The organism is Schumannella sp. GW821-FHT10F01, from assembly GCF_058809295.1.
Window position 1 is genome coordinate 1 of sequence record NZ_JBXASM010000014.1, and the last position, 20,993, is coordinate 20,993.

The window sequence follows — 20,993 nt, forward strand, 5'->3', positions numbered from 1 at the left end:
GGCGAGCGCCGCGCGCACGGCGACGCCGCGCCGCTCGGCCGAGCGGTCGGCGGCGAGGCCGAGCGCGCATCCGGCGATCGCGCCGCCGCCGAGCAGCGCGATCGCGCCGGGCAGCACGGCCGGGAGGACGAGACCGGTCGTGATGAGGGCGCCGGCGAGGGCGGCGAGCCCGGCCGCGAAGGGCACGACGACCCGGGGGAGCCGATCGCGCAGCGCCTCGAGGCCGACGACGAGGTGATCGGCGGCGACCCCGCCCTCGAGCAGGCGGCGGGACGCGGCCCCGCGCCGGGCGATCGACGCCCAGACCCGGAGGCGGAGGGCGTCCGTGCCGCGGAGCACCGCGTCGTGGGTGAGCAGTCGCTCGGCGTAGCGGGCGGCCGCGCGGGCGACGCCGAAGAACCGAACCCCGACGATCGCGACCGTGAGGTACATGATCGCGGGCTCCTGCGCGGCCCGGACGATCAGCCAGCCGCTCACGGCGCTGAGCGCGACGGCCGCGCCGGTGGCGACGATGCCGAGGAGGAGGGCCAGCGCCCAGCGTCCCGGGGCCGCGGCGAGCACGAGGGCGAGGGCGGTGCGGGGTGTGGTCCTGGCGTGATTGCCGCGCCGTCTCTCAACTCGTGCCGGAGCTGACGCGGCACTGGCGAGATGACCCGGCGGACGCGCGGCGATCGTCCCTCCCGCCTCGGCACTCAGCGGCGTCGCGGGCGGCGTCGAGGAGGCGGAGATCGCGACCACGGCATCCGCCCACCCCCGCAAGCCGGAGTCGTGAGTCGCGATGACGATCGCGGCGCGCGCGCGACGTCGGGTCAGCGCCGCGCGGACGAGGGCGGCCGCCTCCGGATCCAGGTGCGCCGTCGGTTCGTCGAGCAGCAGCGCGGTGGCGCCGTCGTCGACCCGCAGCAGCGCGCGGGCCACCGCGAGCCGACGCTGCTCGCCCGGGCTCAGTTCACTCGGGCGACGTGAGAGCAGCGGCTCGAGCCCGAGCTCCCGGGCGACGCCGGCGGCGGCAGCTCCGGCACGGATGCCGACCGCACCGGACGCCGCCCGCAGCTCCTCGTCGACCGTCGCGGCCGCGAACGACGGCGACTGCGGCGCCCAGCCGAGGCGCGAGGACGCCTCGGCCCTGCCGTCGACGAGCGCATCCGCGGGCAGGACGCCCGCGAGGGCCGCGAGCAGGCTCGACTTGCCGGAGCCGCTGGGGCCGACGAGCGACACGGACGTCCCGACGGCCGCATGCAGGTGCAGCGGCCCGGCCGTCGCGCCGGTCGGGTGGCGGACCGTGAGGCCGTCGACGTGCACGCCGGCGCGGACCGCGTGACTGCCGCGTCGACTCCCCAGTGCCGCGTCATATACGGCACGAGTTGAGAGACGGCGCGGCAATCCGCCAGAAGGGCCACCACGCACCACATCCACCCCACCCCATCCGCGCACTCGCTCGAGCACCCCGAGCCCGGCCTGCGACGCGTGGTAGGCCGAGCCCGCGGCGCGCAGCGCGCCGAACAGCTCGGGCGCCAGGATCAGCACGGCGATCGCGGTCGAGAGCGGCACGCCGCCGACGAGCAGCCGGAGCCCGAGCACCACCGCGACGAGCGCGACCGAGATCGTCGCCAGCAGCTCCAGGGCGAGCGCCGACAGCAGCGCGGTGCGCAGAGCGGTCATGGTCGTCTCGCGGAACCGCCGCGAGATCCGGGCCAGGGCTCGCGTCTGCTCGGCGACGCGGCCGAGCCCGACGAGCACGGGCAGCCCGCCGGCGAGGTCGATCACGTGGTCCGCGAGCCGGGCGAGGGCGCCGTCCGCCTCCGCCGTCCGCTCGCGGCTGTGCAGCCCGATCAGCACCATGAACACCGGCACGAGCGGCACGCAGACGGCCACGATCGCGGCGCTCGGCCAGTCCAGCCCGAGCAGCCGGAGCCCGAGCACCGCCGGGACGACGACGGCGCCCACGGAGGCCGGCACCGCCTGCAGGAAGAACTCGTCGAGCGCCTCCACCCCGGACGACGCGAACGCGGGCAGGTCGCCGTCGCGCGCGCGGCCGTCGAGCACGGCGTCGACGACGACGCGGCGCTGCCGGGCCTTCTCCTCGGCGGCGGCCCGCCCGGCCACCATCGACGACAGCCAGCCGGACAGGGCGGCGGCGAGCCCGCCGGCGGCGCCGATCGCGGCGGCACCGGCATCCGGTCCGCCGTCCGCGACCGCGGCGATGCCGCGGGCGACGCCGTCCGCCAGCGCGACGAGCGCGAGCGCGCGGGCCGTGGCGAGCACGACGAGCAGAAGGAGCGTCCGTCTCGGGACGACCCGGAGCGCGGCGCGGTCCATCAGCGTCCGCCGTCTGTCGTCGCCTCCGCCGCGCCGGCCGGGCCAGCCGCGCCGGCCGACCCAGCCGCGCCGGCCGACCCCGCCGTGCCGGCCGACCCCGCCGCGCCGGCGGTGTCCGTCCCGGCCAGGCCCGTCCCCGGCGCATCCGCAGGGATGTGCTCGGGCGCCACGCGCTTGCGGAACACCCAGTAGCTCCACGCCTGGTAGCCGATCACCAGCGGCAGCCCGAACGCCGCGACGATCGTCATGACCCCGAGCGTGTACGGGCTCGACGAGGCGTTCGCGACCGTGAGATCGAAGGCCGGATCGATCGTCGAGGGGAGCACCACCGGGAACGCGGCGGCGAAGATCGACGCCGCCCCGAGCACGAGGAATCCGGCGAAGCCGAGGAACGCGAGTCCCTCTCGGCGCCCGCGCGCCGCGACCCAGCCGAGCACCGCCGCGACGACGGCGAGCACCACGAGCGTCCAGGTGATCGCGTCGCCGGTGCGCAGCTGCACGAGGACGGCCCACAGCGCCATCGGGACGAGCGCGATCGGCGCGAGCACCGGCACCATCCCGATCGAGCGGACGCGCACCGGCCCGTCGGACTTCAGGGCGAGGAACGTCGCACCGTGCACGAGGCAGAAGCCGACGACGCCGAGCCCGCCGACCAGCACGGCGGGGCTGAGGATGGCGGCCGGCCCGCCGACCCGGTCGCCGTTCGAGTCGATCGGGAGGCCGAGCGTCGTGAGCGCGAGGGCCGCGCCGAGCCCGAACGCGACGACGAACGAGCCGAGCCCGAGCGCCCACGTCCAGAACGCGCGCCAGCGCGGCGACGGATGCTTGCCGCGGTACTCGATCGCGATCGCCCGGAAGATGAGGCCGAGCAGCACGAGCACGAGGGGCACGTACAGCGTCGAGAACAGCGACGCGTACCAGAGCGGGAATGCGGCGAAGGTCGCGGCGCCGGCCGTGATGAGCCACACCTCGTTGCCATCCCACACCGGCCCGATCGTGTTGAGCATCACCCGGCGGTCGCGCTCGGTGCGTGCCGACACGAGCAGGTGCATGCCGACGCCGAGGTCGAAGCCCTCGAGCAGCAGCCATCCGCCCCAGAGCAGGGCGATCGCGGCGAACCAGACGATCTGCAGCGGTTCCATGTCCATCCCTCCGTGTGCGTTCGGCGGTCAGTAGGCGAACGCGAGCACGTCGCGGTCCGCGTCGTCGTCCCCGGAGCCGTCCCCGCCGCCCGACCTCGGTGGGGCGGCGAGGTCGGGCATGGCGGCGGCGACGCCGCCCTTCACGTACCGCACGAGCAGACCCACCTCGACGACGAGCAGCGCGCCGTAGACGACCGCGAACGTGATGAGCGAGAACAGCAGCTCGCCGGCGGTGACCCCGGGCGACACCGCGGCGGCCGTGAACATGTACACGCCGTCGACGCCGCCGGGCGTCGGGTTCGGCGCGACGACGAACGGCTGCCGCCCCATCTCCGTGAAGATCCAGCCGGCCGCGTTGGCGCCGAACGGGGCGAGGATGCCGAACACGGCCAGCCGCGACAGCCACTTCGAGTGCGGCACGGTGCCGCGGCGGGTGAGCCAGAGCGCGACGGCGGCGGCGAAGGCGGCGAGTGCGCCGAAGCCGATCATGATCCGGAAGCCCCAGTACGTCACGGCCATGAGCGGCACGTACGAGATCTGCTGGCCGGCGCGGTCGCCGTAGATCTTCTCGTCGGGCAGGGTGGTGCCGTACCGCTGCTCGTACTCCGGCAGCAGATCGTCGACGCCCTTGACCGTCGTGTCGAAGTCGCCGTTCGCGAGGAAGGCGAGCACGCCCGGCACCTCGATGATCGTGGTGACCTCGTCGCAGCTCTTGGCGCCGAGGTCGCCGATCGAGAGCACCGAGAAGCTCGAGCCGGTCTTGCACGCCGCCTCCGCCGCGGCCATCTTCATGGGCTGCTGCTCGAACATGAGCTTGCCCTGCACGTCGCCCGTGATCGCGACGCCCCCGAACCCGATGATCGCGACCACCGCGCCGAGCCGGAGGGAGCGCAGCCACACGCCGTGGTCCTTCCGGTCGCGTCCGGGCCGGTCCGGGTCCGAGCCGACCACGACGCGGCCGCGGCGGGGGAGCGTGTCGACGCCGTCGCGGCGTCGCGCCCAGAGCTGGTACCAGGAGATGCCGAGCAGGAACCCGCCGGCGACGGCGATGGCGCCGAAGGCGGTGTGCGTCCACGCCGCGACGGCGGTGTTGTTCGACAGCACGGCCCAGATGTCGGTCATCCGCGGTCGGCCGTCGACGAGCTCGATGCCCACCGGATGCTGCATCCACGAGTTCGCGACCAGGATGAAGTAGGCCGAGATCCAGCTGCCGATCACCGCGATCCAGAGCGTCGCGAGGTGCACGCGCTGCGGGAGCCGCTTCCAGCCGAAGATCCACAGGCCGAGGAACGTCGACTCGACGAAGAACGCGAGCAGGCCCTCGAGCGCGAGCGGGGCGCCGAACACGTCGCCGACGAACCGCGAGTACTCGCTCCAGGCCATGCCGAACTGGAACTCCTGGACGAGGCCCGTGGCCACGCCGAGGATGAAGTTGACGAGGTAGAGCTTGCCCCAGAACCGCGTCATCCGGAGCCAGCGCTCATCGCCGGTCCGCACCCACCAGGCCTGCATCACGGCCACGAGCAGTCCGAGGCCCAGCGTCAGCGGCACCATGAGGAAGTGGTAGACGGTCACGATGCCGAACTGCCAGCGGGCGATGTCGAGAGGGTCCATGCGGCGCTCCTTGCGCTCTCGCAGTCTCCGATCGGCTGCTTCTTCTACGAATCATAGAACTACTTCTACGTGACGTAGAACTAATTCCACGTGACGTAGAATCGGATTCCGGAGGAGGTGGGGATGGCCACGCTGGGATCCCTGGAGCGCGCCGTGATGGACGAGCTCTGGACGCACGACGCGCCGCTGACCGCGTACGACCTGCGCGATGCGCTGTCGACCGGCGACGACGCCCCCGCCGCCACGACGGTGCTCACCGTGCTCTCGCGCCTCGAGCGCAAGGGCTTCGTCGTCACCGAGCGCTCCTCCCGCCCGCACCGCTACCGCGCCGCCGCGAGCCGAGCCGAGCACATGGCCGAGCTCATGCGCGAGGTGCTCGACGATGCGGGCGACCGCCGCGCCGTGTTGGAGCGCTTCGTCGGCGGCGTCGACCCGGCCGACGCCGAGCTGCTGCGCCAGCTGCTCGCCTGACCCGCACGGCGATGCTCGCCCCCGCGGTCGCGCTCGCCGTCCTCGCGATCCTGCTCGCCTGGCCGGTGCCGATCGCGCTCGCCCGCGCCGCCTGGCCGGCCCGGGCTCCCGGCACCGCGCTGGTGCTCTGGCAGGCCATCGCCGTCGCGGGCGGGCTGTCGATGATCGGCGCGCCGCTGGTCGCCGGCCTCAGCCCGTTCGGCGACGACCTGGTGCTCGCGGTGGAGGAGCTCGCGCGCCGGCTCGTCGACGGCGAGGGCGCGACCGTGCCCTGGTGGTCGTGGCTCTGCCTCGGCCTGGCGGTCGCGCTCGGCTGCTACCTCGTCGCCCATCTCATCGTCACCGCGACCCGGGTGGAGCGGCAGCGCCGCCGGCACCTGCACCTCGTCGACCTCCTCACGCGTCAGGGCGAGGCGGGCGAGCGGATCCTCGACGAGTCCGCCCCGGTCGCCTACTGCCTGCCGCGCGGGCTCGGCTCGGCGACCGTGCTGTCCCGCGGACTCGTCGAGCTGCTCGAGCCGCCGGAGCTCGACGCGGTGATCGCCCACGAGCGCGCGCACGTCGAGCAGCGCCACGACGTCGTGCTCGTCGCCTTCCGCGCCTGGCATCGCGCCCTCCCGGGCTTCCCCGTCGCGGCCCTCGCCGAGCAGCGGGTCGGCGCCGCGATCGAGATGCTCGCGGACGACCGAGCCCGCGGCGCCGCCGGCGACCGGGTGCTCGCGACCGCGATCGCCCGGGTCGCCACGGCGCCCCGGCAGGCGGAGGGCGACGGGCTCCACGTCGCCGTGCTCGCGGGCGCCGCCGCCCTCGCGGGTCCGCCGGCGGGTTCGATCCCGGGGGAGCGGGTCCGGCGCCTGACCGGCACGGCCTCCGGACTCGGGCTCGGTGCCCGCTCGGGCATCGTCGTCGCGGCGCTCGCGCTCGTCGCCATCCCGACCGCCTGGCTGCTCGTGCCGGTGCTGGCCGCCCTGCTCTGAGCCGGGACGGGTCCGTCTGCTCCCGCAGAATCCCTTCAGAGCCCGAAGCGCTCCGCCAGCACCCGCACGGCGTCGAGGTTCGGCGCCGCGGGGCCGGTGAAGAACGTCGCGCCGGACTGGCCCGGCACCGTGTGCCCGCCGCCCTGGATCGCGTAGAGCGCGACCTCCGGATGCCCGGGCTCGCGGTACTCGGTCAGGTCGACCGCCAGCCGGCCGCCGTCGCCGCCCTCGTCGATCCGGGTCGTCGTCGGCGGCGTCGTGATGCCGTTCCGGGCGGCGTAGTACGCGGCCGTCTCGGCGGCCGACCGGCCCATCCCGCGCGGGCGCAGGCCGCGCAGGCTCGCCATCCCGCCCTCGAACGGCACGATCGGGTCCGCGGTGCCGTGGAACAGCACGAGCGGCCGCGGCACCGGCGGCGCCGTGTAGTGGCGGAAGTTGTCGGGCACCGGCTGCGTCGCGCCCGCGACCGCGGCGCCGGCGTAGCGCTCCGGGTCCTCGTGGAGCAGGCGGAAGGCGAGCTGCCCGCCGTTCGAGAAGCCGAGCAGCGCGACCCGCTCCGAGTCGACGGCGTGCCGCGCCCGCAGGTAGTCGACGACGGCAGCGGCGAACGCGACGTCGTCGATGCCCTCCCGGGTCGCGGCGAAGTCCGTCGAGAGCCGCGCGTCGTTCCAGGCGCGGCGGTACCCGTCCAGCCACGCGACCACGACGCCGCGCTCCGCCAGCGCATCCACGGCGCCGCCGATCGACTTCCGCAGCATGCGCGCCGACTGGTTCGAGCCGTGCAGCACCAGCAGTGCCGGCGCTCCGGGCTCGCTCCGGTCGCGGGCGACGACGAGCCCGGTGCGGTCGCGGCCGTCGATGCTCAGGCGGAGGGGCTCCTCGATCACGGTCCCATCCTGCCGGTCTAGCCTGACGGCATGGCCGACACGTCCGCGAGCGCCGACAGATTCGGAAGCGCCGACACCGTCGCAAGCGCCGATCCGTCCGGCCGCGCGGCGGCCGTCATCCCGCCGCTGGCCGGCGAGCCCGAGTTCCCGGGACCGGGACACGTGCACGCCGGCGACGTGCTGCCGCCCGGCCCGGCCCTGCTCCGCGTCTCGTTCGGCGTGATGGAGCGCTACGACGCGGTCGCGGCGGAGCACGGCCTCACGTCGCAGCAGGCGCGGCTGCTCTACGTGCTGCTGCGGCGGCCGCGGAACATGATCGGGCTCGGGGCCGCCCTGCGGCTGCCGAAGTCGACGACGACCGGCGTGATCGCGCGGATGGAGGCCGCCGGCCTCGTCGAGCGCGCGCCCGATCCGGCCGACCGCCGCAACCTCGTCACCCGGCTCACGCCGGCGGGGGCGACGACCGCGATCGCCGTGGTCGAGTCGATCCGTGCGGTGGTCGCCGAGCTGCTCGCCGACGTGCCCGCCGCCGACCGCGACGAGCTGGCCCGGCTGCTGACCGGGGTGGGCGAGCGGGTGGACGCGCTCGCGGCGGAGGCCGCGCTCGCCGCGGAGACCGCGCTCCGCCGGGAGTAGGGCGGCATCCGCCACGCAGCCGGCGCTACTCCGCTCGGAGTAATCCCGCCCCGCGGTGTTCCATCGGTACGGAAGTCGTACTAACGTCCCGATCAGTTCGGATCTCGTACTGATCAGGAGGACACCATGACCACCACCGCCGCTTCCGCCGCACCTGTCGCCACGGCTCCGCGCGTCCGCGCCGGCCGGGTGGCGCTGCTCCTGCTCGCCGCGGCCGTCGTCGCCATCGGAGCGGACGCCCTCATCGGCGCCGCGGCCGTGGCGGCCGGCGCCGACCCGGCGTTCACCCCGCTGTCCATCGTCGCGATCGCGCCGTCGGCCGTCGTGGGACTGGCGCTCGCGACGGCGGGCTGGGCGCTCGTCGTCCGCCTCGCTCGCGACAGCGTCGCCGTGCTCCGCGTGCTCGTACCGGTGCTGACGGTGCTCTCGTTCGCGCCCGACATCGTGCTGGCGGTGACCGGCTTCATCCCCGGCGCCTCGATCACCGGCGTCGTCGGCCTCATGCTCATGCACCTCGTGACGGTCGCCGTCGCCGTGCCGGTGCTGCAGCGGGCGATCCCCGCGCACCGCGGCTGAGCCCGCGTCCGCGACCCGCTCCGACCCGACTCCCGCCCGGACGCGCCCTGTGCGCCGGGTGGGAGTCGTCCGCGTCGGGTCGCGTGCATGGCGCGAGGGGCGGAGGCTCGAAGCCGGACCCCGAACGGAAGGACGCCGACATGAGCTCGGTCAGCAAGCAGGCCAGGAAGCGCGCGAAGAAGGCGCAGGACGCGGGACTGCTCGCGAACCCCATCGGATCGCTCAGCGCCGCGGGCTTCCGCAGCGAGTGGGCGTTCGCCGGCGGGTTCATCTCGATCGGCCTGAGCTTCGCCGCCTGGCTGCTCTCGCGCGGCAAGAAGGACGACCGCGCGCAGTCGGACCGCTGGGGCATCTTCGTCGGGCACTGGGCCCCGACGTTCTTCGCCCTCGGCGTCGCGCTCCAGCACGAGGAGCGCTGAGCACCGCCGCTCCGGTGATGATCGCCGCGCCGTCTCGCAGCTGAGCCCGGATATCAGGGCCATCTTGCACGACGGCGCGGCGATCGCTGTCGTGATGGGGTACCCGCGCCTGCGCCGCGCGCCGGAGCCGCCGAGCCAGCGGGACGACCTACCCTGACCCGATGAGCGGGACGACGTCGATCCGGACGCGCCCCCTCGAGCAGCGTCGGTCCTCGCCGATGCGCGGCGCCCTGATCGCCCTCGGGGTGCTGGTTGCGCTGGTCGGCGTCCGCGCGCTGAGCCCGGGCGGCATCCGGCTCGGCGATGCCGCACGCGACGCGGTCACGCTCGCGCTCAGCGTCGTGATCGAGTCGCTGCCGTTCGTCGTGCTCGGCATCGTGCTCTCCATCGCCGTGCAGGTGTGGGTGCCGCAGCGGCTCCTGCTCGCCGTGCTGCCGCGGCGCGCGGTGCCCCGGCGCCTCGTGCTCTCGCTGCTCGGGGTGCTGCTCCCGGTGTGCGAGTGCGGCAACGTGCCGCTCGCGCGCGGGCTCATCGCGCGCGGGCTCAGCGTGCCGGAGTCGGCGACCTTCCTCCTCGCGGCGCCGATCGTGAACCCGATCACGATCATCACCACGTTCCAGGCGTTCGGCTGGAGCGACGGCATCCTGCTGAGCCGGGTGATCGGCGGCTTCGCGATCGCGAACCTCGTCGGCTGGCTGCTCGGACGTCACCCCGACCCGATGGCCCTGCTCACGCCCGGCTTCCGCGCGGCCTGCGCCGTGCATCCGCACGATCACGCCCACGGCGCCGCCCATCGGATGCGGGAGAGCGTGCGGATGTTCGGCGCGGAGACCGCCGCGATGATGCCCGCGCTGCTGGTCGGCTCCGCCATCGCGGGCCTGATCCAGGTCGCCGTCTCGCGGGAGCTGCTCGTCGCGCTCGGCGGCAACCCGGTCTGGTCGGTGCTCGCGCTCATGCTGCTCGCGTTCGTGGTGGCGATGTGCTCGAACGTCGACGCGTTCTTCGTGCTGTCGCTCGGCTCGACGTTCCTGCCCGGTGCCATCGTCGCGTTCCTCGTCTTCGGTCCGATGATCGACGTGAAGATGCTCGCGCTGCTGCGCACGACCTTCACGGCCCGCACCCTCGTGCTCATCACGGTGGTCGTCGCGCTCGCGTCGGCGGCGCTCGGGCTGGCGGTGAACCATGCGCGCTGATCGGATCGTGGCCCGCTGGATCGGCGTCGCCCTGACCCTGCTCGCCGTCGTCGGGACGCTCTGGCTGGCGGCCACCGGCCGGCTCGAGCTCTACGTGCACCCGCGCTACACGGTGTTCACGGTCGTGCTGGCGGTGCTCGGCGGGGCGCTGGCGATCGGCGCGATCGTCACCGGCCTCCGCGGCGGGCACGGGCAGGAGGACGGGTCGGACGACGCGGTCGACGGCGAGCTCGGGCCCGAGGACCTCCGCGCGATGCCGTTCGTCCGGCGACCCGGGGCGGATGCGGCTCCGGAGCAACAGCAGCCTCGCAGTCCACAGCAAGCCGGACAACGTGCTTCGGGCCGCACGCCCGGTACGGGACGGCTCGGCACCCGCCTCCTGACCGCGAGCCGGCTCGCCATCGTCGCGGTCGCGGCCGTGACCCTGCTCGTGCTCCCGCCGGCGACGCTGAGCGCCGCCACCGCGCAGTCCCGCAGCATCGCGACGGCCGGCGCGGTCCTCGACAGCGCGCGTTCCGCACCGCCGCTCGTCGCCGGCTCGACCGACGACTTCACGGTGAAGGACTGGGCGTCGCTCCTGCGCGCCGGGGGAGCGGAGGCCGTGACCGGCCGCACCGTGCACGTGACGGGCTACCTCCTCCCGGCCGGCGACAGCGCCGACACCGTCTACGTCGCGCGGCTGCTGGTCACCTGCTGCGCGGTCGACGCGCAGCCGGTGGGCATCCCGATCCACCTCGCCGGATGGCGAGGCCAGCATCCGCCGAACACCTGGGTCGAGGTGACCGGACGGTTCCAGGAGAACCCGGACGCCGCCGATCCGACGCCCCTCGTCGTCGTGCCGGAGTCGCTGAAGACCGTCGCGGAGCCGGACAAGCCCTATGTCTACTGAGCCGGGAGCCGCACCGGGAACTGCCGTCACAACCGGAGCCGGCAGCGCAATCCGAGCCGGCCGCCCGTCCGCACCGGCAGCCGCGGCACGCACCCGCTGGCGCCGCTCGCTCGCGGTCGTGCTGGCCGTGCTCGCGATCGCCGTGGGCGGGCTGACCGCGGCCGCGGCGCTGCGTCCGCCCCGCATCGTCTCGGCCGACTACGACGCGAGCGCGCTCGTCCAGCGCGCCGGCAGCCGCGTGGTGCTGCACCTGGACCAGCCGGTCCGGTCCGCCGCCGGCCTCCGGATCACGCCCGCCGCCGCCGGCGCCGCCGTGCAGGTCGACGGGGCGGCGGTCACGATCTCGTTCCCGGGGCTGCTCGCGTACGATCAGCGCTACCGCGTGCGCCTCGGCGCCGTGACGGGAGCGGACACCGGCGTCGTCGGCGCGCTCGAGCAGACGTTCCGCACCGCCGATGCCCCGGTGCTCTCGCTCGTGCGCGATCCGGGCGGCACGGACCGCGTGGTACGCCGCGACCTCGGCGGCGGCACGGTGCGCACCGTCGTCTCGGCGCCTCGCATCCAGCGCTTCGCGGAGCTCCCGGCCCAGGTCGCCGTCGTGACGGCGGACCGGACCGGGGTCGGCACGCTCGCGCTCGTCCCGATCGCCGGCGGCCCGGCCTACCCGGTGACGACCCAGGAGGCGGGCGCGATCGACCTGCTGCGCGGCTCCGGCGCCAGCGGGCTGCTCGGCTTCACCCTGACGACGCCGCTCGGCGCCGAGCCGGCGGTCGACCACGTGCTGCAGGTGCTCGACCCGACCGACGGCTCCGGCGTCGCGAAGCCCGTGACCGGCCTCGACGGCGCACCGCTGCCGGTGCTCGACTACGCCTGGGTGCCCGGCACGACCTCGCTCGTCGCGCAGGCGATGGACCAGTCGCTGTACCTCATCGACCCGACCGGATCGGCGGCGCCGCAGCCTCTCGGCGCGCACGGCGAGCTGCGCGGCTTCGAGCCGGGCACGGCGCGCCTCGTCGTCGCCGACCCCGACGGCTCCTCGGTGATCGACCTCCGCGACGGCTCCACGACGCCGCTCCCACTGGCGGACGACGGGCAGCCGGTCGGCGACTACCGCGAGCCGCCGCTCCTGCTCGACCGCACCGGCGCCTACCTCGAGGTCGTCTCGAGCCCGGGACCGGACTTCACGAGCTCGGACTGGCGCGTGATGGCCGTGACCGGCGACGGCGGCGTGCGCACGCTCTGGACCCCGAGCACGCCGGGCGCTCGGCTCGGCCGCGCCTGCCTGTCGCCGAACGGCCAGTACGTCGCGGTCGAGGTGATCCCCGGCGACGCGCGCACGGACTCCTACCCCGCCGCGCCGGGGTTCCCGGGCACGGAGACGGTGGTCGTCGAGCTCGCCTCCGGCATCGCGACGCGCTCGATCCCGGGAATCGCGCCCTCCTGGTGCGGCTGAGCTCCGCCGGGGTGGCGCGCGACCGGCCCGGCGATCAGCGGCGGGCGCGGGTGGTCATCGTGAACGCGACCGCGCCGTCCGCCTCGATCGGGTCGAGCGCGATCTCGAGCGTGCGGAGGTCGGCCAGCGACGACGCGTGCGTGCCGCCGCACGGGATGCGCGCCGCGCCCTCGGGCAGGTCGCACACCCAGTACCGGCGGTCGGTGAGCCCGTCGCCGTCGCGCTCGATCCGGACGGCGGCGCCGGAGTCGACCCAGCCGGCGAGCGTCGCGGCGACCTCGCGCTCGAGCGCGGGCAGGTCGGCGAGGGCCGCGGGATCGATGCCGGCGCGCCGCGCCGACTTGCCGACCCGGTAGGAGTCGACGGAGCCGTCCTCCTCGATGACGGAGCGCTCGCAGGCCAGCGCGTCGAAGTCCGGGGCGCCGAGCGCGTCCGCGCGGGCCTCCTTCGACCACGAGCCGGCCAGCGCGCGGTTCAGTGCGAGCGAGGCGATGTGGCAGGCGGTGTGCCCGGTGCTGAGGCGCTCGCGGTGCTTCGCCTCGACCTCGACCTCCACCTCGTCGCCCTCGAGCGCCGCGTCGGCCGGCAGCAGGTGCACGACGACGAACGCCCAGCCCTCCGCGCCCTTCTTCACCGGGATGTCCGCGCCGAGGTGCAGCGCGTCGCCGTCGGTCGCGCCGACGACCACGTCGAGCAGCTTCCACTCCGATCCGCCCTCGCGGAGCACGCCGCGGTCCGGGCCCTGGTCGGGCCACGCCGCGTCGACGGGATGCGCCGGCGTGCGATCCAGGATCACGGCCAGCCCGCCCGCGACGGGCTCGGCGTGCACGACGGAGGCCGTGGCCCGGGTCTCGCCGGAGGGGTAGAGGACGACGGTGTCGGTGCTGGGGAGCGTCACGGGATCGACGCTACCCGCGCCGAGTCTCCGAGCCGACCGGGAGCCGTCCGTGCGCGTGCGGCCGGGCCTCCCGGGAGGGCAGGATGGATCGATGATCTCCACCGCGCTCGCGTCCGAGCTCCGCACGGCGGGGCTGCGCTGGGATCCGATCTCCGGCGACGCGTTTCAGATCGCGAGCGCCGACTTCGAGGGCGACGTCTTCACGGTCAGCGACATGACGATCGAGCCGCACCGATACGCGACCGGCACGATCCTCGGCTTCAACGGCACGACCGAGTGGGCGCTCGACTCGGTCGCGCTCGACGATGCGCTCTGGCTGCCGCGCGAGGACCAGCTGCGCGAGCTGCTCGGCCGTGCGTTCCTCGGGCTCGTGCGCGAGCCGCTCGGAGCGGGCGCCCTGTACCGGGTCACCACCCGCGCCGTCGACTGGGAGGCGACGTACGAGGCGGACGACGCGGCGGAGGCCTACGGGCTCGCGCTGCTGGCGCTCATCCGCGCCGCCGCCTGAGCCGCGGCCGCCGCGCGACGGCGGCGCCGGCGCACGCCCAGCACGATCGCCGCGGCGATGAGCCCGGCCAGCACGAGCCAGGGCAGCAGCACGCCGAATGCGAGCACGAGCGCGGTCAGGAAGCCGACGAACACGGCCCAGCCGGTCGCGACCGCCGAGCCGAAGTCCTGGGGTCCCGACCGGGGCAGCGCGACGCCCGGGGCGCGCAGGCTCAGGGTCAGCGTCGACATCGACACCTGATCGTCGAGCGAGCGCTGCTGCGCCTGGAGGCTCTCGAGCTCGGCCTGGCGGTCGCCGATGGCCGACTCGATCGTGATGAGGTCGGCCGTGGTCGCCGCCGTCGTGGCGAGCTGCTCGTAGCGAGCGATCGTGGTCTGCAGCGCGCCGATGCGGGCCTCCAGATCCTGCACCTGGCCGGTCACGTCGGCCGCCTTCGTCGACACGTCGGGGTGGGTGCCGAGGGCGCTGAGGTCGTCGATGACGCCGTCGAGCTTCGACGCCGGCACCCGCAGCATCAGGGTCGCCGACTCCGGCGTCCCGTCGCCGGCCGCCCGCTCCTCGCGGCCGTCGACGCGGCCGCCGGCCTTCGTCACGATCGACGCGGCCGTCTTCGCGGCGGCGAGCGGCGAGTCGACGGTGACGCCGACCGTGCCGGTCACGATCACGGCGCGGTCCGCGGGGTTCGCGACGGACTTGCCGCTGTCGGTGCCGGAGCCGCCGCCGGTCGCGGAGTCGGGCGCCTGATCGGCGGATCCGGCCGAGCGGCCGGCGGGGCCCTCGGCGCTGGAGCCGCCGCCGGAGCCGATCGCGGAGCATCCGGTGAGCGCCACGAGGAGCGCCAGACCGGCCGGGATGATGAGCAGTGATCGCCTCATGCGCTCAGCATGGAGAGGACTCCGCGCGCGCACCAGACAACGTTCATCACGATTCGGACGTCGGGCGCTCACGATCCGGTAACACGGAGATCACACGGAGATCACGATGCCCGCGTGCGGCGGGTGCCCGACGGGCGGTCGGCCCGCGTTCAGGCGGCGAGCACCCGGTGCAGCTCCTCCCGCACGGCATCGGGTCGGTCGCGGTGCGGGGAGTGCGCGGCGCCCGCGACGACCCGGAAGTCGGCCGACGGGTTCGCGAGCACGGCATCGCGCACCGCCGGGGTGAGGAACGTGAACACGTCCGGGTCGCCCGAGAGCAGCAGCACCGGGAGTCGCAGGGCCGCCGCGTCGGCCGTGACGTCCCACGGCGCGTTGTCGTCGACGGTGCGCGCCGGCACGTCGCGCCGCGCGTGCGCGACGCCGTGGAGCTTCGCGGCGACGTCGCGCGCGTCCCAGTGCGGATGCGCCGCGACGATCTCCGCCTCGGTCAGGTCGAGCTCGGCGACCTGGTCGGCGCGGACCTCCGCGCGGATGCCCTCCGCCAGCTGCAGCACCGGGTCGAGCAGCACGAGCCGGCGCGCCCAGCCCGGGTCGCGGGCGGCCGACCGCACCGCGATCGCGCCGCCGAGCGAGTGCCCGACCACGACATCCCATCCTCCGGTGCCGGCGAGGTCGTCCGCGTAGTCGTCGAAGCGGTAGCGGTCCCCGTCCGGAGCGGTGCCGTGACCGCGCTGGTCCGGCGCCGTGACGTCGAAGCCGAGCTCCTCGAGCCAGGTGCGCACGCGCCACCACGAGGTCGAGTCGGAGCTGAGGCCGTGCAGGAGGAGCGCGCGCCTCATCCGTGCAGGTCCGGGTCCATGCCCGTGCGCTCGCCCGTCTCGAGCCCCGCGATGCCGGCGCGGTCGACGTCGTCGAGCGCGAAGTCGAAGACCTCGAAGTTCTGGCGCACGCGGTCGAGCGAGCTCGACTTCGGGAACACCACGAGCCCGCGGTCGAGGTGCCAGCGCAGCACCACCTGGGCGGGCGTGCGACCGTGCTTGGCCGCGATCCGCGCGAGCACGGGCTCGTCGAGCAGGCCGCCGCGCGCGAGCGGCGCCCAGGCCTCCGTCACGATGCCGTGCTCGTCGTCCCAGGCCTGGAGATCGTGCTGCGGGAATCGCGGGTGCAGCTCGACCTGGTTGACCGCCGGCGTCTCGCCGGTCTCGTCGAGCAGCCGCTGCACGTGGTGGGGCTGGAAGTTGCTCACGCCGATCGAGCGCACGCGCCCCTCGTCGCGGATGCGCTGCAGCGCGCGCCAGGTGTCGACGTACCGGTCCTGCGTCGGGCACGGCCAGTGGATGAGGTAGAGGTCCACATAGTCGAAGCCCAGCTCGGCGATGCTGCGGTCGAACGCGCGGAGCGTGCGGTCGAAGCCCTGATCGTCGTCCCACACCTTCGTGGTGACGAACACGTCCTCCCGCGCCACGCCCGACGAGCGGATGCCGTCGCCCACCCCGCGCTCGTTGGCGTAGAGCTTCGCGGTGTCCACGTGCCGGTAGCCGAGGCGGAGCGCGCCGTCGACGATCGCGGCGGTCTCGGCGGCCGGGGTCTTGTAGACGCCGAGGCCGAGCTGGGGAATGCCGTGGCCGTCGGCGAGCTTGAACACGGGGGAGATCGTCACGATCCCCACGCTAGTGCGCGACGAGGGTGCCGCGGCCGGCCCCATCCGCCACCCCGTCAGGAGCAGCATGTCCCGCCTCATGATCGTCATCGGCAGCGTCCGTCCCGGCCGCGTCGGACTCCCAGTCGCCGAGTGGGTCGCCCGCGCGGCCGCCGAGCACGGCGGCTTCGACGAGATCGACGTCGTCGACCTGATCGAGCTCGGCCTGCCGTTCATGGACGAGCCGAACCACCCGCGGCTGCGCCAGTACACGAAGCCGCACACGATCGCCTGGAGCGAGCGGGTCGACGCCGCGGACGCGGTCGTGTTCGTGACGCCGGAGTACAACCACTCGTACTCGCCGGCGCTGAAGAACGCGGTCGACTACCTCAACCAGGAGTGGTGGCGGAAGCCGTACGGCATGGTCAGCTACGGCGGCGTCTCCGCCGGCACCCGCGGAGCGGTCGCGCTCGAGGTGCCGCTCGTCGGCCTCGGCCTCGTGAAGGTCGGCGCCAACGTCGAGATCAACTTCCCCGGCGGCTCGATCGCCGACGGCGTCTACACGCCTGGCGAGAAGGAGACCGCGGTGCTCGGGCGCGAGCTCGACGAGCTCGCCGAGCTCGCGGCGGGCCTCGCCGCGCTGCGTGCCGCGCACGCCGACGCCTGACGCCGGGTTACCCTGACCGGCGGGGGCGGGGATCAGACGTCCCCGGAATGGACACATCCGTGAGCTCCCCGTCGGGCGCCGGCGTCATCCGCCGTGCCGTCGACCTGTTCTACGACCGCCTGCTCGCCGACGACCGGCTCGCGCACTACTTCGAGGGGATCGACCTGGAGCGGCTGCGGTCGCATCAGCGCACGTTCCTGGTGGCCGCGCTCGGGGGGCCCGACCTCTACGACGGCCGCGACATGCGGTCGGCGCACGACGGGCTCGGCATCACCGACGCGCAGTACGACCTCGCCCTGGAGCACCTCGAGGCCGCGCTCGGCGAGGCGGGCGTGGATGCCGTGGCGAGCGCCCGCATCCGGGTGCAGCTCGAGCCGCTGCGCCACCACATCGTCGCCGCCTAGCGCTCAGTCGGGCTCGAGCTCCGCGCGGATCGCAGCGGACAGCTCCGTGCCGTCGAGCAGGGGCCCCCGCGGGTCGACGAGCCGCCGCGACCCGATCTGCGTCCCGGCGTAGCGCGGGATGAGCTGCAGGTGCAGGTGGTTGACCGGCCCGTCGCTCATCGTGACGAGGTAGACGCGCTCCACGCCCGCGAGCGCGGTCTGGAGCGCGCGAGCGACCCGCCGTGCCGCGTCGAACAGCGCGGCCGTCTCCTCGGCATCGAGCTCGGTGAAGTCGTGCACGTGCGGCGTCCAGACGGCGATCGCGTGGCCGGGCGATCGCGGATCCGCGGCGAGCTCGGCGCGGATGCGCGGCTCCTCGAGCAGACGATGCCGCTCGCCGAGCGTGCTCGCCCCGGTGCGCTCGTCGTCGCACTGCCAGCATTCGCCACGCGCGAGCAGCTCGCGCACCCGGGCGTCGGTCGTCTCGCGCCGCCGCCGCCACGCGTCCAGCTCGTCGTCGGTCGGGATCGTCCGCGGGGTGAGCACGGGCACCGACCCTAGCCGGGGAGGATCAGCTCGGCACCACCGGCACGGGCTCGGTGTCGGGGATGGGGGAGGCGTCGCGCCCGCGGAGGTCCGGCAGCGCCCTCGCGAACAGCGCGGCGATGAGCAGGCCGGCCGCGGCGAACGCGGCCGCGATCCAGAACGCGCCCCTCGAGCCGGCCGCGTCGATGAGGAAGCCCGCGACGGCGGAGCCGGCGGCGGCGCCGATCAGCTGGCCGGTGCCGACCCAGCCGTACGCCTCCGCCGTGTCGCTGAACTTCACGCTCGCCGACACGACCGCGAACATCACCGCGAGGCACGGCGCGATGCCGATGCCGGCGATGAGCAGCGCGCCGGACAGCGTCCAGAACTCGAAGGCGAGCGCGGCGAGCACCGCGCCGACGACGATCACGATCATCCGCCGCGCGAGCGCCCAGGGTCCGACGGGCACGTGCCCGAACGCGAGGCCGCCGACGAGCGAGGCCACGGCCCAGATCGCGAGCACCGTGCCGCCGAGCGGCGATCCCTCGCCGAAGTTGGAGACGACGCCGGCCTCGATGGCGGCGCAGGAGCCGACGAGCAGGAAGCCGACGACCGTCGACAGCGCGACCGGCGGCCGCGTCAGCACCTTGCCGAAGCTGCGCTTGCTGCGCGGGATGCGCACCCGGCCGACCTCGGGGGAGAGCAGGAACCACAGCCCGCCGCCGACCAGGAACGCGACGGCGAGCAGGATGCCGACGGTCGTCGAGATCTGCGTCGCCACGAACGTGATGACGACCGGGCCGGCGATCCAGATGATCTCCTGCGCCGAGGCGTCGAGCGAGAACAGCGGGGTCAGCTGCCGCGAGTTGACCATCTTCGGGTAGATCGTGCGCACGGCGGGCTGCACCGGCGGGTACGCGAGTCCCGCGAGCAGCCCGAGCGCCATGTAGCCGGGCAGCGGCAGGCGCAGCAGGGCGATGGCGAGGATCGCGAGCGCGCACACCGCCGTCGTCAGGGCGAGCACCCGGCGCATGCCCCAGACGCCCATCCAGCGGCTCGTCAGCGGACCCGAGACAGCCTGCCCGACGCTCGTCGCGGCGAGCACGAGCCCGGCGGCGCCGTAGCTGTGGAAGATCGCCTCCATGTGCAGCAGGAACGCCAGCGAGAGCATGCCGGAGGGGAACCTCGCGGTGAGCTGCGCCGCGATGATGCGGCCGACTCCGCGGGTCCTCAGCAGGTCGAGATAGGCGTTCACGGCGCACTCAGCCTAGAGCCGGGCGGGCCTCATCCGCGGCGCCCCATCCGCAGCACGACCTTCCCGCGCACGCCGCCGGCGCGCAGCAGGCGGACGGCGTCCGCCGTCCGCTCGAGCGGCAGCTCCGCCGACACCCGCGCCCGCACCTCGCCGGCGGCCGCGTGCGCGGCGAGCCTGCGCATCGACTCTGCCGAGAACGCGGAGACCACCCCGACGCCGGACCGGCCGCCGCGGCCGATGCCGCGGAGCAGGCCGGCGGCGAGCTGCCGCTCGAAGCCGCCGAGCACCGCGCCGCCGCCCTCGCCGCCGACCAGCACGACGCGCCCGCCCGGGGCGAGGAGGCGCGCGAGGGCGCGCAGCGGACGACGCCCGCCGGTGTCGATCACGGCATCCCACGCCCCGTCCGGATCGCCCGCGGCGTAGTCGAAGACCCGACAGGCGCCGAGCGACGCGACGAAGTCCGCCGCCGAGCCGCGCGCGACGCCGTCCACCTCGGCGCCGGCCGCGATCGCGAGCTGCACGGCGAGATGCCCGACGCCGCCGGCCGCGCCGAGCACGAGCACCCGCGATCCGGGGCGGAGCCGCGCGGCCGCGATCGCGTCGAGCGCGGTCGTGCCGGACACCGGCAGGCCCGCCGACTCCCCGTCCGACTGATCCGGCGCCACGGGCACGAGCAGGTCCGCCCGGCCGACCGCGAGCTCCGCGAACCCGCCGCGAACCCGACCCAGCACCCGGCCGCCCACGGCGATGCCGCCCGCCGTCGGCTGAGTGCCGGGCCCGAGCGCCTCGACCACGCCGCAGACGTCGCCGCCGAGCACCCGCTCACGGGGCCGCGGCAGGCCGAACGCGGGGCGCGCCAGCAGCGGCAGCCCGGACAGGATGTGCCACACGTCCTGGCCGAGACTCGCGGTCTCGACGCGGATCAGCGCCTCGCCGTCGCCGGGCTGCGGCTCCGGCACCTCCTCGATCCGCACGACGTCGGCGTCGCCGTAGACGTCGCGCACCGCGGCCCTCACCGCGCGCCGCCGTCGAAGCCGAAGGCCCGGTCGAGCGGCACGCCGAGCTCGCGCGCGATGAGGAACGCGAGCTCGAGGGTGGGGGAGTAGCGGCCTTGCTCGATGGCGATGAGCGTCTGCCGGGTCACCCCGATCCGCTCGGCGAGCTGCGCCTGCGTGAGGTCGCCCGCCTCGGCCCGGAGCGCGCGGATCTCGTTCGTCACCCGGGTCGGCGGCCTCACCATGCCGGCACCCCGCGGCGGTAGGCGACGATCCGCACGACGCCGTCCAGCAGGGACGAGAACGCGAAGCCGGCGAAGATCGCGTTCGCGATCCAGAAGTGCGGGACGGCCAGCAGTGCGAGCACGAGTGCCGCGAGCGAGCCGGCGATGAGCACGGCGCCACCGGAGACGGTGCCGAGCCGGGCGATCTCACGGTCCCGATCGTCGCGGCGCCGGCTCTCGCTCGGCCTGGCGATCTCGCTCGCGATCCGCACGACGATCGACAGCACGATGCTGCCGACGATGCTCCCTGCCATCGCGCCGATCCACGGACCCTGATCGAGAGGCCGTCCGGCCGCGCCGACCGCCGCGATCCCGAGGTACGCCACGACGGACAGCACCCCCGCCAGCGTCTGCACCCAGACCCCGCGCTCGTCGTACGACATGGCTG

The 20,993-nt window shown here is 74.8% G+C and carries 24 protein-coding genes; 11 read left to right on the forward strand and 13 right to left on the reverse strand.

Features of this window, described 5'->3' with window-relative positions:
• The 3 genes from AC1RSJ_RS14315 to AC1RSJ_RS14325 all read right to left on the reverse strand — a co-directional run.
• Nucleotides 1-2,319, reverse strand: a 2,319-nt coding sequence (locus AC1RSJ_RS14315) for an ATP-binding cassette domain-containing protein (RefSeq protein ID WP_493119105.1), incomplete at its 3' end; no start/stop codon positions are given.
• Nucleotides 2,319-3,461 (reverse strand): cytochrome d ubiquinol oxidase subunit II, encoded by a 1,143-nt coding sequence (gene cydB / locus AC1RSJ_RS14320; protein ID WP_493119106.1) that lies wholly within the window; start codon nucleotides 3,459-3,461, stop codon nucleotides 2,319-2,321. The genes AC1RSJ_RS14315 and cydB, both read right to left, overlap by 1 nt.
• A gap of 27 nt (nucleotides 3,462-3,488) precedes the next feature.
• Nucleotides 3,489-5,075, reverse strand: coding sequence for a cytochrome ubiquinol oxidase subunit I (locus AC1RSJ_RS14325; RefSeq protein ID WP_493119107.1), 1,587 nt, complete (start codon nucleotides 5,073-5,075; stop codon nucleotides 3,489-3,491).
• 123 nt (nucleotides 5,076-5,198) lie between these two features.
• On the opposite strand from AC1RSJ_RS14325, the gene AC1RSJ_RS14330 reads away from it, so the two are divergent.
• Nucleotides 5,199-5,546, forward strand: coding sequence for a BlaI/MecI/CopY family transcriptional regulator (locus AC1RSJ_RS14330; RefSeq protein ID WP_493119108.1), 348 nt, complete (start codon nucleotides 5,199-5,201; stop codon nucleotides 5,544-5,546).
• A gap of 11 nt (nucleotides 5,547-5,557) precedes the next feature.
• Nucleotides 5,558-6,523 carry a M56 family metallopeptidase gene (locus AC1RSJ_RS14335; protein WP_493119109.1) on the forward strand — a complete coding sequence of 322 codons (966 nt, stop codon included), beginning with the start codon at nucleotides 5,558-5,560 and terminating at the stop codon, nucleotides 6,521-6,523.
• A 35-nt stretch (nucleotides 6,524-6,558) separates the two neighbouring features.
• On the opposite strand, the gene AC1RSJ_RS14340 is transcribed toward AC1RSJ_RS14335, so the two are convergent.
• On the reverse strand, nucleotides 6,559-7,410 hold the full coding sequence (locus AC1RSJ_RS14340) for a CE1 family esterase (RefSeq protein WP_493119110.1): 852 nt from the start codon (nucleotides 7,408-7,410) through the stop codon (nucleotides 6,559-6,561).
• A gap of 30 nt (nucleotides 7,411-7,440) precedes the next feature.
• Here AC1RSJ_RS14340 and AC1RSJ_RS14345 point away from each other — a divergent pair, with 30 nt between their 5' ends.
• From AC1RSJ_RS14345 to AC1RSJ_RS14370, 6 genes are all read left to right on the forward strand, one after another.
• Entirely contained in the window at nucleotides 7,441-8,046 is a 606-nt protein-coding gene (locus AC1RSJ_RS14345; RefSeq protein WP_493119111.1) for a MarR family winged helix-turn-helix transcriptional regulator, read from the forward strand.
• A 126-nt stretch (nucleotides 8,047-8,172) separates the two neighbouring features.
• Nucleotides 8,173-8,622 carry a DUF6069 family protein gene (locus AC1RSJ_RS14350; RefSeq protein ID WP_493119112.1) on the forward strand — a complete coding sequence of 150 codons (450 nt, stop codon included), beginning with the start codon at nucleotides 8,173-8,175 and terminating at the stop codon, nucleotides 8,620-8,622.
• A gap of 140 nt (nucleotides 8,623-8,762) precedes the next feature.
• Nucleotides 8,763-9,041, forward strand: coding sequence for a hypothetical protein (locus AC1RSJ_RS14355; protein ID WP_493119113.1), 279 nt, complete (start codon nucleotides 8,763-8,765; stop codon nucleotides 9,039-9,041).
• A 161-nt stretch (nucleotides 9,042-9,202) separates the two neighbouring features.
• A complete protein-coding gene (locus tag AC1RSJ_RS14360; protein WP_493119114.1) occupies nucleotides 9,203-10,234 on the forward strand; it encodes a permease in 1,032 nt (343 codons plus the stop codon).
• Between the two features lie 7 nt (nucleotides 10,235-10,241).
• Nucleotides 10,242-11,123 carry a TIGR03943 family putative permease subunit gene (locus AC1RSJ_RS14365; RefSeq protein WP_493119115.1) on the forward strand — a complete coding sequence of 294 codons (882 nt, stop codon included), beginning with the start codon at nucleotides 10,242-10,244 and terminating at the stop codon, nucleotides 11,121-11,123.
• A 118-nt stretch (nucleotides 11,124-11,241) separates the two neighbouring features.
• On the forward strand, nucleotides 11,242-12,576 hold the full coding sequence (locus AC1RSJ_RS14370; protein WP_493119116.1) for a hypothetical protein: 1,335 nt from the start codon (nucleotides 11,242-11,244) through the stop codon (nucleotides 12,574-12,576).
• Between the two features lie 34 nt (nucleotides 12,577-12,610).
• Here AC1RSJ_RS14370 and AC1RSJ_RS14375 read toward each other — a convergent pair whose 3' ends face one another.
• Nucleotides 12,611-13,474: an alanyl-tRNA editing protein gene (locus AC1RSJ_RS14375; RefSeq protein ID WP_493119117.1), complete on the reverse strand. Its 864-nt coding sequence runs from the start codon at nucleotides 13,472-13,474 to the stop codon at nucleotides 12,611-12,613.
• Nucleotides 13,475-13,565: 91 nt separating this feature from the next.
• Between AC1RSJ_RS14375 and AC1RSJ_RS14380 the strand changes: the two genes are divergently transcribed.
• Nucleotides 13,566-13,982 (forward strand): hypothetical protein, encoded by a 417-nt coding sequence (locus tag AC1RSJ_RS14380; RefSeq protein ID WP_493119118.1) that lies wholly within the window; start codon nucleotides 13,566-13,568, stop codon nucleotides 13,980-13,982.
• On the opposite strand, the gene AC1RSJ_RS14385 is transcribed toward AC1RSJ_RS14380, so the two are convergent.
• The 3 genes from AC1RSJ_RS14385 to AC1RSJ_RS14395 all read right to left on the reverse strand — a co-directional run bounded on the left by AC1RSJ_RS14385 (nucleotide 13,940) and on the right by AC1RSJ_RS14395 (nucleotide 16,517).
• Nucleotides 13,940-14,857: a DUF4349 domain-containing protein gene (locus AC1RSJ_RS14385; RefSeq protein ID WP_493119119.1), complete on the reverse strand. Its 918-nt coding sequence runs from the start codon at nucleotides 14,855-14,857 to the stop codon at nucleotides 13,940-13,942. The genes AC1RSJ_RS14380 and AC1RSJ_RS14385 overlap by 43 nt on opposite strands.
• A gap of 149 nt (nucleotides 14,858-15,006) precedes the next feature.
• Nucleotides 15,007-15,696: an alpha/beta fold hydrolase gene (locus tag AC1RSJ_RS14390; RefSeq protein WP_493119120.1), complete on the reverse strand. Its 690-nt coding sequence runs from the start codon at nucleotides 15,694-15,696 to the stop codon at nucleotides 15,007-15,009.
• On the reverse strand, nucleotides 15,693-16,517 hold the full coding sequence (locus AC1RSJ_RS14395; protein ID WP_493119121.1) for an aldo/keto reductase: 825 nt from the start codon (nucleotides 16,515-16,517) through the stop codon (nucleotides 15,693-15,695). The genes AC1RSJ_RS14390 and AC1RSJ_RS14395 overlap by 4 nt, the downstream gene beginning before the upstream one ends.
• 67 nt (nucleotides 16,518-16,584) lie before the next feature.
• On the opposite strand from AC1RSJ_RS14395, the gene AC1RSJ_RS14400 reads away from it, so the two are divergent.
• Both AC1RSJ_RS14400 and AC1RSJ_RS14405 read left to right on the forward strand, forming a co-directional pair.
• Nucleotides 16,585-17,163 carry an NADPH-dependent FMN reductase gene (locus AC1RSJ_RS14400; RefSeq protein ID WP_493119122.1) on the forward strand — a complete coding sequence of 193 codons (579 nt, stop codon included), beginning with the start codon at nucleotides 16,585-16,587 and terminating at the stop codon, nucleotides 17,161-17,163.
• A gap of 59 nt (nucleotides 17,164-17,222) precedes the next feature.
• Entirely contained in the window at nucleotides 17,223-17,567 is a 345-nt protein-coding gene (locus AC1RSJ_RS14405; RefSeq protein ID WP_493119123.1) for a group I truncated hemoglobin, read from the forward strand.
• 3 nt (nucleotides 17,568-17,570) lie between these two features.
• Here AC1RSJ_RS14405 and AC1RSJ_RS14410 read toward each other — a convergent pair whose 3' ends face one another.
• From AC1RSJ_RS14410 to AC1RSJ_RS14430, 5 genes are read right to left on the reverse strand one after another with little or no spacing between them, the layout of a single operon-like run.
• Nucleotides 17,571-18,092 (reverse strand): HIT family protein, encoded by a 522-nt coding sequence (locus tag AC1RSJ_RS14410; protein ID WP_493119124.1) that lies wholly within the window; start codon nucleotides 18,090-18,092, stop codon nucleotides 17,571-17,573.
• Nucleotides 18,093-18,117: 25 nt separating this feature from the next.
• Nucleotides 18,118-19,326 carry an MFS transporter gene (locus AC1RSJ_RS14415; RefSeq protein ID WP_493119125.1) on the reverse strand — a complete coding sequence of 403 codons (1,209 nt, stop codon included), beginning with the start codon at nucleotides 19,324-19,326 and terminating at the stop codon, nucleotides 18,118-18,120.
• Between the two features lie 29 nt (nucleotides 19,327-19,355).
• Nucleotides 19,356-20,342: an NAD(P)-dependent alcohol dehydrogenase gene (locus AC1RSJ_RS14420; RefSeq protein WP_493119126.1), complete on the reverse strand. Its 987-nt coding sequence runs from the start codon at nucleotides 20,340-20,342 to the stop codon at nucleotides 19,356-19,358.
• Nucleotides 20,339-20,566, reverse strand: coding sequence for a helix-turn-helix transcriptional regulator (locus tag AC1RSJ_RS14425; protein ID WP_493119127.1), 228 nt, complete (start codon nucleotides 20,564-20,566; stop codon nucleotides 20,339-20,341). The genes AC1RSJ_RS14420 and AC1RSJ_RS14425 overlap by 4 nt, the downstream gene beginning before the upstream one ends.
• Nucleotides 20,560-20,988: a hypothetical protein gene (locus AC1RSJ_RS14430; protein ID WP_493119128.1), complete on the reverse strand. Its 429-nt coding sequence runs from the start codon at nucleotides 20,986-20,988 to the stop codon at nucleotides 20,560-20,562. The genes AC1RSJ_RS14425 and AC1RSJ_RS14430 overlap by 7 nt, the downstream gene beginning before the upstream one ends.
• Between the last annotated feature and the right edge of the window lie 5 nt (nucleotides 20,989-20,993).

What these genes read in the sequence shown, in the direction of transcription:
- AC1RSJ_RS14400 (WP_493119122.1), top strand. Translation starts at nt 16,585, where the DNA reads ATGTCCCGCCTCATGATCGTCATCGGCAGCGTCCGTCCCGGCCGCGTC.
- AC1RSJ_RS14430 (WP_493119128.1), bottom strand. Translation starts at nt 20,988, where the DNA reads ATGTCGTACGACGAGCGCGGGGTCTGGGTGCAGACGCTGGCGGGGGTG.
- AC1RSJ_RS14385 (WP_493119119.1), bottom strand. Translation starts at nt 14,857, where the DNA reads ATGAGGCGATCACTGCTCATCATCCCGGCCGGTCTGGCGCTCCTCGTG.
- AC1RSJ_RS14380 (WP_493119118.1), top strand. Translation starts at nt 13,566, where the DNA reads ATGATCTCCACCGCGCTCGCGTCCGAGCTCCGCACGGCGGGGCTGCGC.
- AC1RSJ_RS14425 (WP_493119127.1), bottom strand. Translation starts at nt 20,566, where the DNA reads ATGGTGAGGCCGCCGACCCGGGTGACGAACGAGATCCGCGCGCTCCGG.
- AC1RSJ_RS14355 (WP_493119113.1), top strand. Translation starts at nt 8,763, where the DNA reads ATGAGCTCGGTCAGCAAGCAGGCCAGGAAGCGCGCGAAGAAGGCGCAG.
- AC1RSJ_RS14390 (WP_493119120.1), bottom strand. Translation starts at nt 15,696, where the DNA reads ATGAGGCGCGCGCTCCTCCTGCACGGCCTCAGCTCCGACTCGACCTCG.
- cydB (WP_493119106.1), bottom strand. Translation starts at nt 3,461, where the DNA reads ATGGAACCGCTGCAGATCGTCTGGTTCGCCGCGATCGCCCTGCTCTGG.
- AC1RSJ_RS14335 (WP_493119109.1), top strand. Translation starts at nt 5,558, where the DNA reads ATGCTCGCCCCCGCGGTCGCGCTCGCCGTCCTCGCGATCCTGCTCGCC.
- AC1RSJ_RS14360 (WP_493119114.1), top strand. Translation starts at nt 9,203, where the DNA reads ATGAGCGGGACGACGTCGATCCGGACGCGCCCCCTCGAGCAGCGTCGG.
- AC1RSJ_RS14325 (WP_493119107.1), bottom strand. Translation starts at nt 5,075, where the DNA reads ATGGACCCTCTCGACATCGCCCGCTGGCAGTTCGGCATCGTGACCGTC.
- AC1RSJ_RS14345 (WP_493119111.1), top strand. Translation starts at nt 7,441, where the DNA reads ATGGCCGACACGTCCGCGAGCGCCGACAGATTCGGAAGCGCCGACACC.
- AC1RSJ_RS14330 (WP_493119108.1), top strand. Translation starts at nt 5,199, where the DNA reads ATGGCCACGCTGGGATCCCTGGAGCGCGCCGTGATGGACGAGCTCTGG.
- AC1RSJ_RS14350 (WP_493119112.1), top strand. Translation starts at nt 8,173, where the DNA reads ATGACCACCACCGCCGCTTCCGCCGCACCTGTCGCCACGGCTCCGCGC.